We start from the raw sequence: 16,604 nt of genomic DNA on the forward strand, positions 1-16,604 counted from the left end.
GGAGGCCGGAGGCCGGGAGCGGGAGAGGTCCGGCTGCGAGTCGTGCGGGGGCGCGGACCGGGCGCGCGAGGAGTCCGAGAACGGGTCGTGCGAGACGGGGGGCCGCGAACTGCCGGGCGGCGGGAAGGAGCCGGGCGAGGAGGGCCCATGGAAGGAAGCGGCGCGGGCGGGGGAATCGGGCGAGGAGGCGGTGGACGAGACGGTGGGCCACGGTGGCAGCGGCGTCGACGGCGGCGGGGTGGTCAGGTCCGGCAGGGTCAGGTCCATGACCATCAGGCGCGGGGCCTCCTCCCGGCGGTCCACGCGGCCCTTCACCGCCACGACCGCGTCCTCCGCCACCCACTGGTCGACCAGCTCGTAGGTGTCCGGGAAGAACATGACCTCGATGCTGCCGTCCAGATCTTCCAGCACCGCCTGGGCCCACGGGCGGCCCTGGCGCGTCACGCGGCGCTGCACGCCCGACAGGATGCCGGCCAGGCGGACCACGGCGCCGTCGGCGACGGTGCCCTCCTCGGCCAGGGCGGCGATCGGGCGGTCGGCGGCGGCGCGCAGGATGTGCTCCAGGCCGCGCAGCGGGTGGTCGGAGACGTAGAGGCCGAGCATCTCGCGCTCGAAGGCGAGGCGCTCGGGCTTGTCCCACTCCATCGCGGGGACGGGCGGGGCGCTCAGCAGCGGGGCGCCGAAGAGGTCGAACTGGCCCATGGCCTCGTTGCGCTTGACGCTCGAGACCGCGTCGAGGGCGTCGGCGTGGACGCTGAGCAGGCCGCGGCGGGAGTGGCCCAGGGAGTCGAAGGCGCCGGCCTTGATGAGCGACTCGATGGTCTTGCGGTTGCACACGACCTGGTCGACCTTGGCCAGGAAGTCGTAGAAGTCGGTGAACGCGCCCCGCTCGCGGCGGGCCCGCAGGATGGACTCGACGGCGGCGGCCCCGACGTTGCGCACGGCGCCGAGGCCGAAGCGGATGTCGGTGCCGGCGGCGGCGAAGCGGCCCTGGGAGGCGTTGACGTCGGGCGGCAGGACGCGGATGCCCATGTGCCGGCACTCGGCGAGGTAGAGGGCGGAGCGGTCCTTGTCGCCGCCGACCGAGGTGAGCAGGGCGGCCATGTATTCGGCCGGGAAGTTGGCCTTCAGGTAGGCCGTCCAGTAGGCGACGAGCCCGTAGGCCACGCTGTGCGCCTTGTTGAACGCGTAGTCGGAGAACGGGACCAGGATGTCCCACAGCGTGCGGATCGCGGCCTCGGAGTGGCCGCGCTCGCGCATCGCCGGGGCGAACAGCGTGAACTCCTGGTCGAGGATCTCCTTCTTCTTCTTGCCCATGGCCCGGCGGAGCCGGTCGGCGGCGCCGAGGGTGTAGCCGGCGACCCGCTGGGCGATCGCCATCACCTGCTCCTGGTAGACGATCAGCCCGTAGGTGTCGCCGAGGATGTCCTCGAGCGGGGCGGCGAGCTCCGGGTGGATCGGCGTGACCGGGCGGCGGCCGTTCTTGCGGTCGGCGTATTCGTTGTGCGCGTTGGCCGCGATCGGGCCGGGCCGGTAGAGCGCCCCGACGGCGGCGACGTCGGCGAAGCCGTCGGGGGCCATCGCGCGCAGCAGCTGCCGGACCGGCGTCGCCTCGAACTGGAACACGCCGAGGGTGTCGCCGCGCGACAGCAGCGCGTAGGTCGGCCCGTCGTCGAGCGGCGCGTCCTCGATGACCACGTCGATGCCGCGGTTGTGCCGGATCGCGTCGAGGGCGTCGTCGATGATGGTGAGGTTGCGCAGGCCGAGGAAGTCCATCTTGAGCAGGCCCATGGCCTCGCAGGCGCCCATGTCCCACTGGGTGATGATCGCGCCGTCCTGCTCCCGCTTCTGGATCGGCAGCACGTCGATGAGCGGCTCCCGGGACAGGATGACGCCGGCGGCGTGCACGCCCCACTGCCGCTTGAGGCCCTCCAGGCCGCGGGCGGTGTCGACGACGGTGCGCACCTCCGGCTCCGACTCGTAGAGCCGCCGCAGCTCGCCGCCCTCCTTGTAGCGGGGGTGGGCCTGGTCGAAGACGCCGTGCAGGGGCATGTCGCGGCCGAGCACCGGCGGCGGCACGGTCTTGCTGATCCGCTCGCCGAGGGAGAACGGGAAGCCCAGGACGCGGGCGGCGTCCTTGATCGCGGCCTTGGCCTTGATGGTGCCGTAGGTGATGATCTGCGACACCCGGTCCTCGCCGTATTGCTCGGTGGCGTAGCGGATCATCTCGCCGCGCCGGCGCTCGTCGAAGTCCATGTCGATGTCGGGCATGCTGGGCCGCTCGGGGTTGAGGAAGCGCTCGAAGAGCAGCCCGTGCGCGAGCGGGTCGAGCTCGGTGATGCCCAGCGCGTAGGCGACCAGCGATCCGGCGGCGGAGCCGCGGCCGGGGCCGACGCGGATGCCTTCCCGGTGGGCGTGGGCGACGAGGTCGGCGACGACGAGGAAGTAGCCGGCGAGGTCGGCCCCGGTGATCACGCCGAGCTCGTAGCTCGCCTGCTCGGTGTGCGGCCGCGGGACGCCGCCCGGGAAACGACGGGCCAGTCCGCGGTCGACGGCGGCCCGCAGCTGGGCCTCCTCGGTGGTGCCGGGCGGGACGGGGAAGGCGGGCATCAGGCTGCGGTGGGCGAAGACCTCCGCGTAGTCGCCGACGCGCTCGGCCACGGCGAGGGTGTTGTCGCAGGCGCCGGGGACCTCGGCGTCCCAGATGCGGCGCATCTCGAGGGCGGACTTGAGGTAGAAGTCGCGGGCGTCGAACTTGAAGCGCTTCGGGTCGGCGAGGGTGGTCGCGGACTGCACGGCCAGCAGCGCCTCATGGGCGTCGGCGTCGCCGGCGAACGTGTAGTGCAGGTCGTTGGTCGCGACCGGCGGCAGGCCGAGGCGGTGGCCGAGGCGCAGCAGGTCGGCGCGGACCCGCTGCTCGATGCCGAGGCCGTGGTCCATCAGCTCCAGGTAGAGGTTGCCGGGGCCGAAGATGTCGCGCAGCTCGGCGGCGGCCGCGCAGGCCCGCTCGAAGTCGCCGATGCGCAGCCAGGTCTGGATCTCCCCGGACGGGCAGCCGGTGGTGGCGATGACGCCGGGGGCGTATTCGGCGAGCAGCTCCCGGTCGGCGCGGGGCTTGTAGAAATACCCCTCCGTGCTGGCCCGCGACGAGAGACGGAACAGGTTGCGCAGGCCGGTCGCGGTCTCGGCCAGCAGCGTGAGGTGGGTGTAGGCGCCGCCGCCGGAGACGTCGTTCTCGCCGCCGTCGGCCCAGCGCACGCGGGTGCGGTCGCCGCGGTGGGTGCCGGGGGTCAGATAGGCCTCGACGCCGATGATCGGCTTGATCCCGGCCTTCGCGGCCGAGTGGTAGAAGTCGTGGGCGCCGAACATGTTGCCGTGGTCGGTCATGGCCAGCGCGGGCTGGCCGAGCCGGGCCGCCTCGGCGAAGAGCGGCCCGAGGCGCGCGGCCCCGTCGAGCATCGAATACTCGGTGTGCACGTGCAGATGGACGAAACCCACGGCCCGAACCTATCGCGCGGGTACGACATTTTCGGCGACACTGCTCGGCATGATCGACCGTGACCGGCTCGGCGCGCTGCTGCGCCGCGAACGAGCCGCCTTCGCCGACCGCAACCCCCGCTCGGCGGCCGAGTACGCGCGGGCCGGGAACCTCTTCGGCCGGGTCCCGATGACGTGGATGAACAAAACCGCGGCCGAATTTCCGCTGTACCTCGCCGAGGCCCGCGGCGCCACGGTCACCGATCTCGACGGGCACGAGTACATCGACTTCTGCCTCGGCGACACCGCCGCGATGGCCGGGCACTCCCCCGCGCCCGTGGTCGCCGCGGTCCGGGAGCGCTTCGAGACCCTCGGCGGGGCGTGCGCGATGCTGCCGACGGCGGACGCCGCGTGGGTCGGGGCCGAGCTGACCCGCCGGTTCGGGGTCACCCGGTGGAGCTTCGCGCTGACCGCCACCGATGCGAACCGGTGGGCGATCCGGCTGCTGCGCGCGGTGACGGGCCGCCCGAAGATCCTGTTCAACAGCTACTGCTACCACGGCTCGGTCGACGAGTCACTGATCGTGAACACCCCGGACGGGCCGCGGCCCCGGCCCGGGAACGTGGGCGCGCCGGTCGACGTGACCGTGACCAGCCGCGTCGCCGAGTACAACGACCTGGCCGCCCTGGAGCGGGAGCTGGCCCACGGTGACGTGGCCGCGGTGGTGATGGAGCCGGCGCTGACCAACATCGGGATCGTCCTGCCCGAGCCGGGCTACCTGGCCGGGGTGCGCGCGCTGACCCGGCGCTACGGCGCCTACCTGGTCAACGACGAGACGCACACGTTCTCGGCCGGCCCGGGCGGGGCGACGGGCCTGTGGGGCCTGGAGCCGGACGTGGTGACGATCGGCAAGGCGATCGGCGGCGGCATCCCGGCCGCGGCCTACGGCCTGTCGGACGAGATCGCCGAACGCCTCGGCCGGATGCACGATCTCGACCTGGTCGACATGGGCGGCGTCGGCGGGACCCTGGCCGGCAACGCCCTGTCGATCGCCGCCATCAGGGCCACCCTGGAGCACGTCCTGACAGAGGCCGCACATGCGGAAATGTCCGAAAAATCGGAGACGTTCGCGGCGCAGACCCGGGCAACCATCGCCGAACACCGGCTCCCGTGGTCAGTGACCAGGCTCGGAGCGCGGGTCGAGTACCGCTTCGCCGACCCGGCACCGACCAGCGGCACGGCGTCGAACGAGGCCGCGGACCCGGACCTCGAGGACTATCTCCACGTCTATCTGGCGAACCGGGGCATCCTGCTCACGCCGTTCCACAACATGGCCCTGATGAGCCCGGCCACCACCGGCGAGCAGGTCGCCGAGCACCAGCGGGTCTTCCGCAGCGCGGTCGGGGAGCTTACCGGGCGTAGGGGTCCATCATGACCGCCGCCGCCCGCAGCCACGCGCGCTTGGTCGCCGGCGCCAGCATCGGGTATTCGATGTTGGAGCCGCTCTCCAGCGCCGGGTCGTAGGGCACGACCACGACGGCACGGGTCCGGGTGCGGAAGTGCCCGGCGAGGTCGTCGATGAGCGGGGTCGGGTTGGGCGTCGGGCAGGACAGCAGCGTGACCGCGTTGGCGACCAGCTCCTCCATCCCGGCCTCGTCGAGCAGGTCGAGCATCCAGTCGGCGGTGAACGCGGCGTCCTCGCGGGGCACGCTGGTGACCACGAGCTGGTCGGCGGTCTGCAGGACCGTCTGCCAGTTGGGGCTCTCCACGTTGTTGCCGGTGTCGACGCAGATCACGTCGTGGGTGCGGCGCAGCAGCTCCAGCACCCGGCGCACGGTGTGCGGGTCGAGGCGCTGGGCGAAGCGCGGGTTCTCCTCGCCGGCGAGCACGTCGTAGGAGCCGTCGGAGGCGTGGCGCAGATAGTCGTCGAGCATGTCGTACAGGTCGTAGCCGGTCGCGTGCTCGACGCGCACGAGGTCGGCGATGAGGTGGCGGATCGTGCGCGCGTGCCGGGCGCTGCCGGCCCGCAGGCCGAGCGTGCCGCGCAGCTCGTTGTCGTCCCAGGCGATGACGCCCTTGCCGCGCACGCTGCCGATCGTGGCGGCGGTCAGCACCGTCGCGGTCGTCTTGTGCACCCCGCCCTTCGGGTTGGCGAAGGCCAGCACCTTCGGGGCGGGGATGTCGCGGCGCAGGATCTGCACCATCTGCTCGGTCGGGTCGGCCGGACGGGGCTCCTGGTATTCGACCATGGGCTCACGGCGCGCGGGCCCGGCGGTGCGGAGCGGCGCGTCATCGTACGGGCGGGTGCCGTTGGTGGGAAGCATTGGTTCGTCATCGTATTGGGGCCGGCCCGGATATGGGGCCGAGGGGCGCCCGAACCTTCCGTCGTAATCCAGATCACCCGGGCTCGATCGCCCCAGCAGCGCCCGGTCCAGCAGCGAGCGCCAGCGGGGAGCCGGATCTGCCGACCTGTCCTCCACCCCGGCCCCTCCTCACACGCGCACGCGTCAATCCGACCCCCAGGCTACGGACCGAAGACTATTCGGACCACTCCTGCGAGCCCATCCCCTGCATCAACTGCACGACAGGCCGAAGGGATATCGCCTCAGGACGGACCGGGGGACGCGACCACGGTGCCGGCGCCCTCGCTGACCGGTTCCGCGACCGTGGTCTGCTCGGGCAGCGGGGGCATGAACACGGTGCGATCGAGCCGTTGCAGTTCGGCGACGGGGTCGACGACGCGGGTCTCGGGCCGGGCGGCGACGGCGCGCAGGGCGGCGGGCGGGGCATAGACGACGGCCGCGTACACGCATGAGCAGTGCTCGCGGTAGGCGGTCGCCTCCTGGTCGGCGACGATCGCGCCGGAGAGGTACAGCTGCCGGTTCTCCTCGGGGATGTCGCCCGGCCGGGCGAGCAGGTCGCGGTAGTGCCGCGCCTCTTGCGTCTTGCGCCGGGCGGTGTCGTCCATGGCCGACACCACGTCGCCGGGCAGCTTGTACGCGTCCAGGCGGACGAGCTCGGTCTGGGTGCCCGGCAGCGGTACCCGTGCGAAGACGCTCGACACCGCAGCGTCCGCGAGCACGGGTGTGAGCCGCTCGGGGGCCAGGTAGGCGGTGAACGACACGAGCGCGTAGACCGGCGCGTCACCCGGCAGCGCGGCCAGCTCGTCGCGGCCCGCCTGCACGTAGCCCGGGATCGAGCCGCCCTCGGCGACCCCGACGCGCAGGACGTCGCCGAGGGACGGGTCGCTGCGGGGCCGCTCGCCGCGGTGCACGGCGAGCAGGGTCGCGGTCACCGCGACGATCCCGACCACGACGGTGAACGCGCGCAGCCGCTGGGCGCCCCGGAACACCCGGGCGAGGACGTTGCCGACCGGCGGCAGGAGCCGCTGGTCGAGTTGCTGGAGCCGCTTCATCGCCCCACGAGGGTCGCACGCGCCGCCGGAAGGGTGACTCATGGGGTCTTGACATCGACGCAGTGAAGGATTTCTATCAGGAAGGTTTACTAACAGTCCGAGGTGAGGTCTCATGCGCAGATCGACCAGCATTCGCAGCATCGCGGCCGCCGCGGTGGCGCTCGCCGCCACCGGAGTCGTCCTCGCGGTCACGCCGTCCGCCCAGGCCGCGGCCGCCATCCCCGCCCACGTGTTCGCCCCGTACTTCGAGGCGTACAACGGCGACAGCCTCGACGGGCTGTCCCAGCAGTCCGGCGACAAGTACCTGACCATGGCCTTCATCCAGACCGCGAGCCGCGGCTCGTGCACGGTGTACTGGAACGGCGACACCGGCATGCCGATCGCGAACTCGACGTTCGGCAGCGACATCGCCGCCATCCGCGCCCGCGGCGGCGACGTGATCCCCTCGTTCGGCGGCTACGCGGCCGACAACGGCGGCACCGAGATCGCCGACAGCTGCACCGACGTCAACCAGATCGCGGCCCAGTTCGAGAAGGTCATCACCACCTACGACGTGACCCGCATCGACCTCGACGTCGAGGACAACTCGCTGACCAACGCGGCCGGCATCGACCGGCGCAACAAGGCGGTCAAGCTCGTCGAGGACTGGGCCGCGGCCAACGGGCGGAGCATCCAGTTCGTCTACACGCTGCCGACGACCACGAGCGGCCTGGCCGACAGCGGGCTCGCGGTGCTGCGCAACGCGGTCGCGAACAACGCGCGGATCGACATCGTCAACCAGATGACCTTCGACTACTACGACAACCAGCCGCACCGGATGGCCGACGACACCAAGACGGCGTCCAACGGGCTGCACGCACAACTGCAGCAGCTGTACCCCGGCAAGACCAGCCAGCAGCTGTGGTCCATGATCGGCGTCACCGAGATGATCGGCGTCGACGACTTCGGGCCCGCGGAGACGTTCACCGTCGCCGACGCGAACGCGGTCGCCTCCTGGGCCACCCAGCAGGGCATCGCCGAGCTGTCGTTCTGGGCGCTGCAGCGCGACAACGGCGGCTGCCCGGGCGGCGCGGCCTCGGACACCTGCTCCGGCATCGCCCAGAGCACCTGGCAGTTCTCGCACATCTTCGCGCCCTTCACCAGCGGCGGCGGCACCCCGGGCTCGCCCAGCCCGACGCGCGGCAGCGCGTCGCCCTCGCCGAGCCCGAGCCGCAGCACCTCACCGAGCCCGAGCCAGAGCACCGGGACCGGGCTCGCCAACGGCACCTTCGAGACCGGCTCGCTCGCGCCGTGGACCGGGAGCCTCTGCAGCGTCGTGAGCACGCCCGTGCACGGCGGGAGCAAGGCGCTCAAGGCCGCCGCGTCCGCTTCCGACAACGCCCAGTGCAGCCAGACGGTGGCCGTGCAGCCCAACCGGACGTACACGCTGACGGCCTGGGTCCAGGGCAGCTACGCGTTCCTCGGCGCCACCACGGGGGCGGGCGACGTGAGCGCGTGGTCGCCCGGGTCCGGCTCGGCCTGGACGAAGCTGACCGTCTCCGTCAGCACCGGCAGCGCCACCTCGATCAAGGTGTGGGTGCACGGCTGGTACGGCACCGGCACCGTCTACGCCGACGACGTCACGCTCGCGTAGGACCGCTCACGCGGCGGCGCTCAGCACCTCGAGCGCCGCCGCCAGGTCGGCCGGGTACTCGCTGACGAACGAGACGTACTCGCCGTCGCGCGGATGGATGAACCCGAGCTCCCGGGCGTGCAGCCACTGCCGCGACAGCCCGAGCCGGGCGGCCAGCGTCGGATCGGCGCCGTAGGTCAGGTCCCCCACGCACGGATGCCGCAGCGCCGAGAAGTGCACCCGGATCTGGTGCGTGCGCCCGGTCTCCAGCTTCACGTCGAGCAGGCTCGCGGCCGGGAACGCCTCGATCGTGTCGTAGTGCGTGACGCTCGGCCGGCCGCCGGAGACCACCGCGAACTTGTAGTCGTGGTTCGGATGCCGGTCGATGGGGGCGTCGATCGTGCCGCGCAGCGGGTCCGGGTGGCCCTGGACCACGGCGTGGTAGCGCTTCTCGACCTCGCGGGCCTTGAAGGCGCGCTTCAGGGCGCTGTACGCCGGCTCGCTCTTCGCCACGACCATGAGCCCGGTGGTGCCCACGTCCAGCCGGTGCACCACGCCCTGGCGCTCGGCCGCGCCGCTGGTGGCGACCGTCTGGCCCATCGCCGCCAGCCCCCCGATCACCGTCGGGCCGGTCCAGCCCGGGCTCGGGTGCGCGGCCACGCCGACCGGCTTGTCGACCACGACGATGTCGTCGTCGCTGTAGACGATGCCGAGCCCGTCCACGGCGACCGCCTCGACCGCGACCGCCCCGGCCGGGGCCGGCAGCGTCACCTCGAGCCAGGCGCCGGCGCGGACCTTGTCGGCCTTGGCCCGCACCTCGCCGTCGACCGAGACGTCCCCGGCCTCGACCAGGTCCGCGGCCGCGGTGCGGCTGAACCCGAAGAGCCGGGTCAGGGCCTGGTCGAGGCGGGTGCCGTCGAGGCCGTCGGGCACCGGCAGCGACCGGACCTCACGCATCTTGCTTGGCCCGGGTGCCGTCCCGCCGCCGGCCCATGAACTCCAGCAGGATCGCCAGGGCCACGCCGACGGTCAGGGCCGAGTCGGCGATGTTGAACACCGGGAAGTGCCCGGCGTGGTCGTCCAGGAAGCTGAACATGTCGACCACGTGCCCGCGGAACGGCCCCGGCGCCCGGAAGAGCCGGTCGCCGAGGTTGCCCGCGGCGCCGCCCAGCACCAGCCCGAGCGCGATCGCCCAGGCGGTCGAGACGGTGCCCTTGATCATCCAGAACAGCCAGCACACGACGCCGAGCGCGATGATCGGGAAGATCCACGTGTGCTCTTCCAGCATGCTGAACGCCGCCCCGCTGTTGCGGGTGTAGACCACGTAGATCAGCCCGCCGAACAGCTTCAGCGGCTCGCCGTGGGCGATGGTCGAGGTCGTCCACTGCTTCACGGCCAGGTCGATCGCGATGATCGCCACCGCGACCAGGCCGAAGACGGACCAGGCCCGAGCCCGCGACCCGGACGGCGCGGCCTCGGGGGTCGCTGCGTCCGGGGCCGGCTCGGCCCGGTCCTGGGTGGGCTCCTGAGTGGTCAGCGCCGCTCCTCCAACTGCTTGCAGGTGACGCAGAGCGTAGCGGACGGGAACGCGGCCAGGCGCTCCACGGGGATGGGGTTGCCGCACTTCTCACACCAGCCGTAGCCGCCCTCGTCGAGCCGCTCCAGCGCCCGCTCGACCTGCAGGATGCGGTCGGCCAGGTTGTTGGCGATGGTGATCTCCTGCTCGCGCTCGCCCGTCTTGGTGCCGGTGTCGGCCTGGTCGTCGCCCGCGGAGTCGGTCAGGCGGTGCTGCTGCAGCTCGTGGATCTCCAGGAGCGTCTGGTCGTGCTCGGCCTTGAGCTCGTCGCGGCGCTCGATCAGCGCCACGCGGATCTTCTCCGTCTCGGCTGCCGTGCGCGTGCCACGGGCGGGCTTCGCCCCAGCGGTCTTGGCCGCGGTGGTCTTCGGTTCGGCGGTCTTGGCCATGGTGGCTCCCTCGGCCGCGCGGGCGGCGGTTGACGTGGTCGGCGCTGTCGTCGTGCTGGTGGTGCGGGTGGAGTCGGCCGCCACCGGCCTGCGGGCCGAGGCCCGTTCGGCCGGCACGGCCTTGCTCGCCGTGGCGGCGGGGGCGGCCTTCTTCGCCGGGGCGGCGGCCGCCTTCGTCGCCCGGGACGGCGTCCCGGCTTGCCGAGAGGTGGCTTCCTGTGCTCTTGTCACAGTGGCACCTCCCGTCACATCGGCGGCATTGCCCCGCCCGGCACCGCTCGCTGACCGCCTCATCGGCACGGCATCAGCCCGCTCGGCCATGGCTCCCCCAGATGCAAAATGGGCGCGCGACGCGCGGTCGCGCACTCCAGTGGCTGGCAAGAATACGGAATGTGCACGCGTCCGACAAACACGCCACACGTATTCGGACCAATTTGATCAGTTATTGGCGCCGATCATCGCCATGTTCGGCAAACCAGCGAGCCAGTCTTCCGCGCCTGCTCACGGCCCGCAGCCGTTGCTCCGCGGCGTCGCGCACCTGTTCGGTGGTGACGATCAGGAGGCTGTCGCGGGTCTTCAGACGGGTCTCCGGCGCCGGCACGAACGCACCGCCGTCGCGCAACACCAGCGTCACGACCGCACCGAGAGGCAATCGTAACTCGTCCACGTGCACGCCGTTGAGCTTCGAGCCGTCCGGCACCTCGACCTGCAACAGATCCGCCCGCATGCGCTCCAGCGGCGCCGCCTCGACCTCCAGGTCGGTGGGCTCGGCGGGCGCGGTGACGCCGAGGCGGCGCGCGGCTGGGGGCAGCGTGACACCCTGGGCCGCGGTGTAGATCACGACGAGCACGAAGACGACGTTGAACAGGTCCTGCGCGCCGGGCAGCCCGGCCGAGAGCGGGATCGTCGCGAGCACGACGGGCACCGCGCCGCGCAGCCCGGCCCAGGACAGGAACGCCTGGTCGCGCCAGCCCGGACCGGCCCGGGTGAGCAGGAACGGGGCGCTGCTGACCAGCACCGACAGCGGGCGGGCGAGCAGCACCAGGACCAGGCCGACGACCAGCGCGGTGAGCACGGCGCCGCCCAGCTGGCTCGGCGAGGCGAGCAGGCCCAGCAGCACGAACAGGCCGATCTGGGCGAGCCAGGCCAGGCCGTCGGCGAAGCCGAGCATGGCGCGCCGGTGCGGCAGGCGGGCGTTGCCGAGCACGACGCCGGTGACGTAGACGGCCAGGAAGCCGGAGGCGTGCGCGACGGAGCCGGCCGCGTAGGCGAGCACGGTCAGGCCGATCGCGGCGAGCGGGTAGAGCCCGGCCGAGGGCAGCGCGGCCCGGCGCAGCGCCCAGGCGCCGCCGAACCCGACCAGCAGGCCGATCGCGCCGCCGGCGACGAGCTCGTAGGCGACGAGGGCCAGCTCCTGATACCAGGGCGCCTGGCCGCCGAGGGGTGTCGAGAGCAGCACGACGAGGATGACCACGGGGGCGTCGTTGATGCCCGACTCCGCCTCCAGCAGCGCGGCGAGGTGCGGCCGGACCGGGACCCGGCGCAGCGTGGAGAAGACGGCGGCGGCGTCGGTGCTGGAGAGCACGGCGCCGTACAGCAGCGCCTGCTGCCACCCGACCCCCAGCGCGAAGTGCACGACCGCCCCGACGACGGCGACGCTGACGACGACCCCGACGGTGGAGAGCACCACGGCCGGGCCGAGCACCGGGCGCAGATGCGACCAGCGCGCGGTGAGGCCGCCCTCGGCAATGATCACCACCAGCGCGCAGATGCCCAGCGTCCGGGTCAGCTCGGCGTCGGCGAACTGGATGCCGAGGCCGGCCTCGCCGATCGCGACGCCGAGCAGCAGATAGACCAGGAGGCTGGGCAGGCCGAGGCGCACCGAGAACCGGACCGCTCCCACGCACACCAGCAGGACCGCCGCGCCGACGAGGAGCGCGACGTTGAGCTCGTGACTCAACGGCGGCCCGCCAGCAGGCCCGCGACCCGGTCGGCCAGCTCCCGCGGTGCCACGGTGGACGGATCGGCGAGCTCGACGAGCTTGTCCCGGCTCGCCGCCCCGGCCTTGAGGCGCAGGGCGGACGGGCGCACCCCGATCGCCGCGGCGAGGGCCTTCAGCGCGGCCTCGGTCGCCTGCCCGTCGACGGGGCGGGCGTGCACCGCGACGACCACGGCGGGACCGTACGGCCCGGGGTGGCTGCCGCCGACCGTGGTGCGGGAGGCACCGGGCCGGACGCGGATCGCGATGGTGGGCATGCCCCATTGTGAAGGTTCACCCGATCGAGGGCGATCCTCCGGCCGGGCGGAATCGAAGCACGCAGGCGCAGGGCCGTGACGCGCCGAGCGTCACGGCCCTGCGGGAGGCGTTCTAGCGCCGGGCGGCGAGCAGCACGTCGTTCGGCGCGCACATCGCGCACGGGGTGAACCCGAGCTCGACGGCCTCGTGGGCCGGCAGCGGCTCGTGCTCGCGGCCCAGCAGGTGCGGGCAGCTCGGCACGTGGTAGCGGGGGCGCCCGTCGATGACGAGCACGTCGTCGTGCAGGGCGGCGACCCGGGCGAGGTCGGCCGCCGTGGAGAGCTCGATCGCGGGCTCGTCCGCCGGGTCCTCGTCGTCGTCGTAGTCGTCATCGTCGTCATCGTCGGCGGCGGCGGGCTCCTGGTAGGCGTTCTCGAAGGCGCCGGCCGGCGGGTGCTGGTCGTACTGCGGCGGGTACTCCTCGTAGCGGCCGCCGCTGTCGCCCTGCTGCGGGATGGCGGACTCGGGCTCGTCCCGGATCGGGGCCATCATCGCCGTCTCGTCCGGGGCCGCGGGCCGCCCGCCCGTGGAACTTCCGTAGGTGGTGCCGGCGCGCGCCCCGGCCCCGACCGTCTGACGCTCGACGCGCCGGCCGTACTCCCCCGCGTGCTCCTCGTCCTCGCCGCCGAGCTCGTCCGCGCCGAGGTGGGAGGCGAACGGGTCGTAGCGCTCCGAGGGCACCTGGCGCCCGGTGCGGGCGGTGCGGGCCGAGCGCGCGGCCGCGGCCTGGCGACCGCCCACGATCAGCGCTACCGCGGCCAGCAGGCTTGCCCCGATGGACGCCACCAGCAGGGCGTCCGAGCCCTGCAGCAGGCCCAGCACGAGCAGGCCGACGGCCACCACGATCAGCAGCAGGCTTCCGACGATCACGGCCCTGTCCCTCCGCACAGCGAATCCCGGGGCGAGTGCGCGAAGGCCTCTCCGGGCGAGTGTCTCTCAGCCGGTACAACGAACGAGCCTGTCGGAAGTCTCCCGGAATGACCGGCGCCCCAGCCGAATTTTCGACTGGGGCGCCGCGTGTCGCATTGACCGGCCGCGTGCCGGCTGCTGCCGGTCAGCCGCGCTGTGCCGTCACTTCACTCGTGTGGGTGCCGTGCTGCGTCGTGCTCGGGGACCGGCGGGTCAGCGACCCGCACCCTCGTAGCCGCCCGCGAGGCCGGCCGTGGCCAGGCCGCCGCCGACCGCCGGGCGCGCCGCGCCCTCGCCGCGCTGCGCCATCTCGGCCTCGAGGCTCTGCTCGCGGCCGGTGAGGTCGCGCAGCTGGCTCTCCAGGTAGGCCTTGAGGCGGGTGCGGTACTCGCGCTCGAACTGCTTGAGCTCCTCGATGTGCTTCTGCAGCGCGGTGCGCTTGGCGTCCAGGCCGCCCATGGCCTCCTGGTGGCGCTGGCGGGCGTCGCGCTCGAGCGCGTCGGCCTTCGCCCGCGCGTCGCGGGTGACCTCCTCGGCCTTGGTGCGGGCCTCGGACAGCAGCTTGTCGGCCTCGCGGCGCGCGTCGGACACGTGGTCGTCCGCGGTGCGCTGGGCCATCATGAGCACGCGCAGCGCCTGCTGCTCGCCGTCGCCGGTGGCACCGGCGCCGCCCGGACCGCCCTGGGCCCGGATCTGGTCGAGCTCCTGCTGCATCCCGCGGGCGGCCTGCTCCGCGGAGGCCTTCTCGCGCTGGACGCGCTCGAACTGCGTCTTGAGGTCGGCGAGCTCCGCGGCCAGGCGGGGGTCGCCGCCGGCGCCGGTCGCCACGCGGGCGGGGCCGCCGCCGCGCTCGAGCTGCGCGCGCAGCTCGTTGTTCTCTTCGATCAACCGGGCGAGCTCACGCTCGACCTCGTCGAGGAAGGCGTCGACCTCCTCCTCGTCGTAGCCCCGCTTGCCGATTGGGGGCTTCTTGAAGGCGACGTTGTGAACGTCGGCCGGGGTCAGCGGCATCGAAACTCCTCGGGTCAGTTGCGGCCGCGTGGCCGCCGAGCGGTGCGTGTCACGAGAACGCCGCGATCAGCCGCCCTAACACGACGTACATCAGCACGAACAGGATAACCAGCAGCACAAGCGAAGACAGGTCCACGGCCACGGTACCAATACGCAGCGGACGAATCACCCGCCTCAACGCTTTGAGCGGCGGATCGGTGACGCTCCACACCACTTCCAGCGCCGCCGCCGCCCCCCGGCCGGGTTGCCAGCGGCGTCCGAACTGCATGACGTAGCCCATCACGAAGCGTGCGAGGAGCGCCACCAGGAAGAGGTAGAGCAGCAGATGCACGATCTGCAAGGTGATGGACACCACGGCCGTTGAGTCCTCGCTCAGCTCTGGTTGAAGAACCCGCCCTCGGCGATCTTGGCTTTGTCCTCCGCGGTGACCTGGACATTCGCCGGTGAGAGCAGGAAGACTCGGTTGGTCACCCGCTCGAAGTTACCACGCAGGCCGAATACGAGTCCGGCCGCGAAGTCGACCAAACGTTTGGCGTCGGCCTCGTCCATCTCGGTGAGGTTCATGATCACCGGCACGCCGTCGCGGAAGTGCTCGCCGATCGTGCGGGCCTCGTTGTACGTGGTCGGGTGCAGCGTCGTGATCGCGTAACGGCGGTCGTCGCTGTCCTCGTCCACCTGGGCCCGCTCACGGACCGAGCTGGCCGGGGCGAGCGCGAGATTGTCGCGCGTCGGGTAGCTCACCGACGTGGTCGGGCGCGTGATCGAGCGCACGGTGCTGGTCCGGCTCGCGGAGCCGGTCTCCAGGCGATCGGTGGCCGACAGCCGCTCCGAGGCGGACAGCCGCTCGGACGACGAGAGCCGGTCGGAGGCCGAGAGGCGCTCCGAGGCCGACAGGCGCTCCGAGGTCATGCGGGAACGCGGCGCCGGAACCTCGTCGACGTCGTCCTCGTCGTCGAGAAGGTCGTCGCCGTAGCGGTAATGACGATCGTCGTACCCACGATCGTCCTCGTCCTCGACGAGACCGAGCCAGACGCCCGCCCTGCGCAGAGCACCCATACGCGCTCCTCCGTCCACCGCCATGCGGCACTTCCCCCCGTTGTCGGTGCCACCGATCACGTTGTGCGACACCGCCCCGCCGGCGCAGAACCACACCCGTGTAGTTTTCCGTTCCCGCGGGCCAGGCTACCCCAGCGGGGTGCGTTTTCCGAGCAATGCACTGCCGACACGAACGTGTGTCGAGCCGTGCAGAATCGCGGATTCGAGATCGTTGCTCATACCCGCCGAAATCCAGTCCGCCGCACCGTGCGGACCGGAAAAACGCTGACGAATGCGTGCCGCGATCGCCTCGAGCCGGGCGAATGCCTCGTCCGGCTCCCAGCCCAGCGGCGCGACCGCCATGACCCCGCGCAGGGCGAGGCCGGGACTGGCCGCGATCGCCTCGGCGACCTTCTCGACCTGTCCGGTGAGCGCTCCGCCGCGGTGCTCGTCGTCGTCCAGGCTCACCTGCACCAGCGCCCCCAACGCAGTGTCCCGGCCGGCCTTGAGCACGGCGTCCGTCAGGGCGTCCACCAGGCGCAGGCTGTCCACGGAGTGCACGACATCGGCGTAGCCGGCCACCGAGCGCGCCTTGTTGCGTTGCAGCTGCCCGACGAAGTGCCAGCGCAGGCCGGGCACGGCGGCGGCCTTGGGGGCCGCCTCCTGGTCCCGATTCTCGCCGACGTCGCGCACGCCCAGCTCGGCCAGCCGGGCCACGTCCTGCGCCGGGTAGGTCTTCGTGACGGCCACCAGGGTGACCGATTCCGGCTCGCGTCCGGCGGCGTGGCAGGCCGCGGCGATCCGCTCCCGCACCGAGGCGAGATTGGCCGCGATCTGCTCGGTCCGCTCGTCCACGAAAAACCCCCTGAATACGGCGATTGGGC

Annotated in this window: 13 protein-coding genes and 2 pseudogenes; 2 read left to right on the top strand and 13 right to left on the bottom strand. The window is 72.4% G+C overall.

Going from position 1 to position 16,604, the window contains the following annotated elements:
• Positions 1–216: 216 nt before the first annotated feature.
• Positions 217–3,459 (bottom strand): annotated as a pseudogene (dnaE, locus tag ACQP2P_RS37520) (DNA polymerase III subunit alpha); the annotation flags it as partial.
• An 88-nt stretch (positions 3,460–3,547) separates the two neighbouring features.
• Between dnaE and ACQP2P_RS37525 the strand changes: the two are divergent.
• Positions 3,548–4,912, top strand: a complete 1,365-nt coding sequence (locus tag ACQP2P_RS37525) for a transaminase (protein ID WP_433609159.1) — start codon at positions 3,548–3,550, stop codon at positions 4,910–4,912.
• Here the strand turns inward: ACQP2P_RS37525 and ACQP2P_RS37530 are convergent.
• Both ACQP2P_RS37530 and ACQP2P_RS37535 read right to left on the bottom strand, forming a co-directional pair.
• Positions 4,887–5,648: pseudogene (locus ACQP2P_RS37530) on the bottom strand (MinD/ParA family ATP-binding protein); the annotation flags it as partial. The gene ACQP2P_RS37525 and the pseudogene ACQP2P_RS37530 overlap by 26 nt on opposite strands.
• Positions 5,649–6,082: 434 nt before the next feature.
• Positions 6,083–6,892, bottom strand: a complete 810-nt coding sequence (locus ACQP2P_RS37535; protein WP_433609161.1) for a hypothetical protein — start codon at positions 6,890–6,892, stop codon at positions 6,083–6,085.
• A gap of 112 nt (positions 6,893–7,004) precedes the next feature.
• Between ACQP2P_RS37535 and ACQP2P_RS37540 the strand changes: the two genes are divergently transcribed.
• Entirely contained in the window at positions 7,005–8,525 is a 1,521-nt protein-coding gene (locus ACQP2P_RS37540; protein WP_433609163.1) for a carbohydrate binding domain-containing protein, read from the top strand.
• Between the two features lie 6 nt (positions 8,526–8,531).
• Here the strand turns inward: ACQP2P_RS37540 and ACQP2P_RS37545 are convergent, their stop codons facing one another.
• From ACQP2P_RS37545 to ACQP2P_RS37590, 10 genes are all read right to left on the bottom strand, one after another.
• Positions 8,532–9,461 carry an RluA family pseudouridine synthase gene (locus ACQP2P_RS37545; protein WP_433609165.1) on the bottom strand — a complete coding sequence of 310 codons (930 nt, stop codon included), beginning with the start codon at positions 9,459–9,461 and terminating at the stop codon, positions 8,532–8,534.
• Positions 9,454–9,924, bottom strand: a complete 471-nt coding sequence (gene lspA / locus ACQP2P_RS37550; RefSeq protein WP_433609167.1) for a signal peptidase II — start codon at positions 9,922–9,924, stop codon at positions 9,454–9,456. The genes ACQP2P_RS37545 and lspA overlap by 8 nt, the downstream gene beginning before the upstream one ends.
• A 113-nt stretch (positions 9,925–10,037) precedes the next feature.
• Complete coding sequence (locus tag ACQP2P_RS37555) at positions 10,038–10,469, bottom strand: TraR/DksA family transcriptional regulator (RefSeq protein WP_433079024.1); 432 nt, start codon at positions 10,467–10,469, stop codon at positions 10,038–10,040.
• 442 nt (positions 10,470–10,911) lie between these two features.
• Positions 10,912–12,429, bottom strand: coding sequence for a potassium/proton antiporter (locus ACQP2P_RS37560; protein WP_433609169.1), 1,518 nt, complete (start codon positions 12,427–12,429; stop codon positions 10,912–10,914).
• Positions 12,426–12,725 carry a DUF167 domain-containing protein gene (locus tag ACQP2P_RS37565; RefSeq protein ID WP_433609171.1) on the bottom strand — a complete coding sequence of 100 codons (300 nt, stop codon included), beginning with the start codon at positions 12,723–12,725 and terminating at the stop codon, positions 12,426–12,428. Before ACQP2P_RS37565 ends, ACQP2P_RS37560 begins: the two co-directional genes overlap by 4 nt.
• Positions 12,726–12,837: 112 nt before the next feature.
• Positions 12,838–13,635: a hypothetical protein gene (locus ACQP2P_RS37570; RefSeq protein WP_433609172.1), complete on the bottom strand. Its 798-nt coding sequence runs from the start codon at positions 13,633–13,635 to the stop codon at positions 12,838–12,840.
• Between the two features lie 252 nt (positions 13,636–13,887).
• Complete coding sequence (locus ACQP2P_RS37575) at positions 13,888–14,685, bottom strand: DivIVA domain-containing protein (protein WP_433609174.1); 798 nt, start codon at positions 14,683–14,685, stop codon at positions 13,888–13,890.
• Positions 14,686–14,734: 49 nt separating this feature from the next.
• Positions 14,735–15,040, bottom strand: a complete 306-nt coding sequence (locus ACQP2P_RS37580; RefSeq protein ID WP_344612605.1) for a YggT family protein — start codon at positions 15,038–15,040, stop codon at positions 14,735–14,737.
• 17 nt (positions 15,041–15,057) lie between these two features.
• A complete protein-coding gene (locus ACQP2P_RS37585; protein WP_433609177.1) occupies positions 15,058–15,741 on the bottom strand; it encodes a cell division protein SepF in 684 nt (227 codons plus the stop codon).
• Positions 15,742–15,867: 126 nt separating this feature from the next.
• Entirely contained in the window at positions 15,868–16,575 is a 708-nt protein-coding gene (locus ACQP2P_RS37590; protein WP_433609179.1) for a YggS family pyridoxal phosphate-dependent enzyme, read from the bottom strand.
• Positions 16,576–16,604: the final 29 nt, after the last annotated feature.

This window comes from Dactylosporangium sp. CA-139114 (assembly GCF_050955725.1).
In the GTDB taxonomy this organism is placed as follows: domain Bacteria; phylum Actinomycetota; class Actinomycetes; order Mycobacteriales; family Micromonosporaceae; genus Dactylosporangium.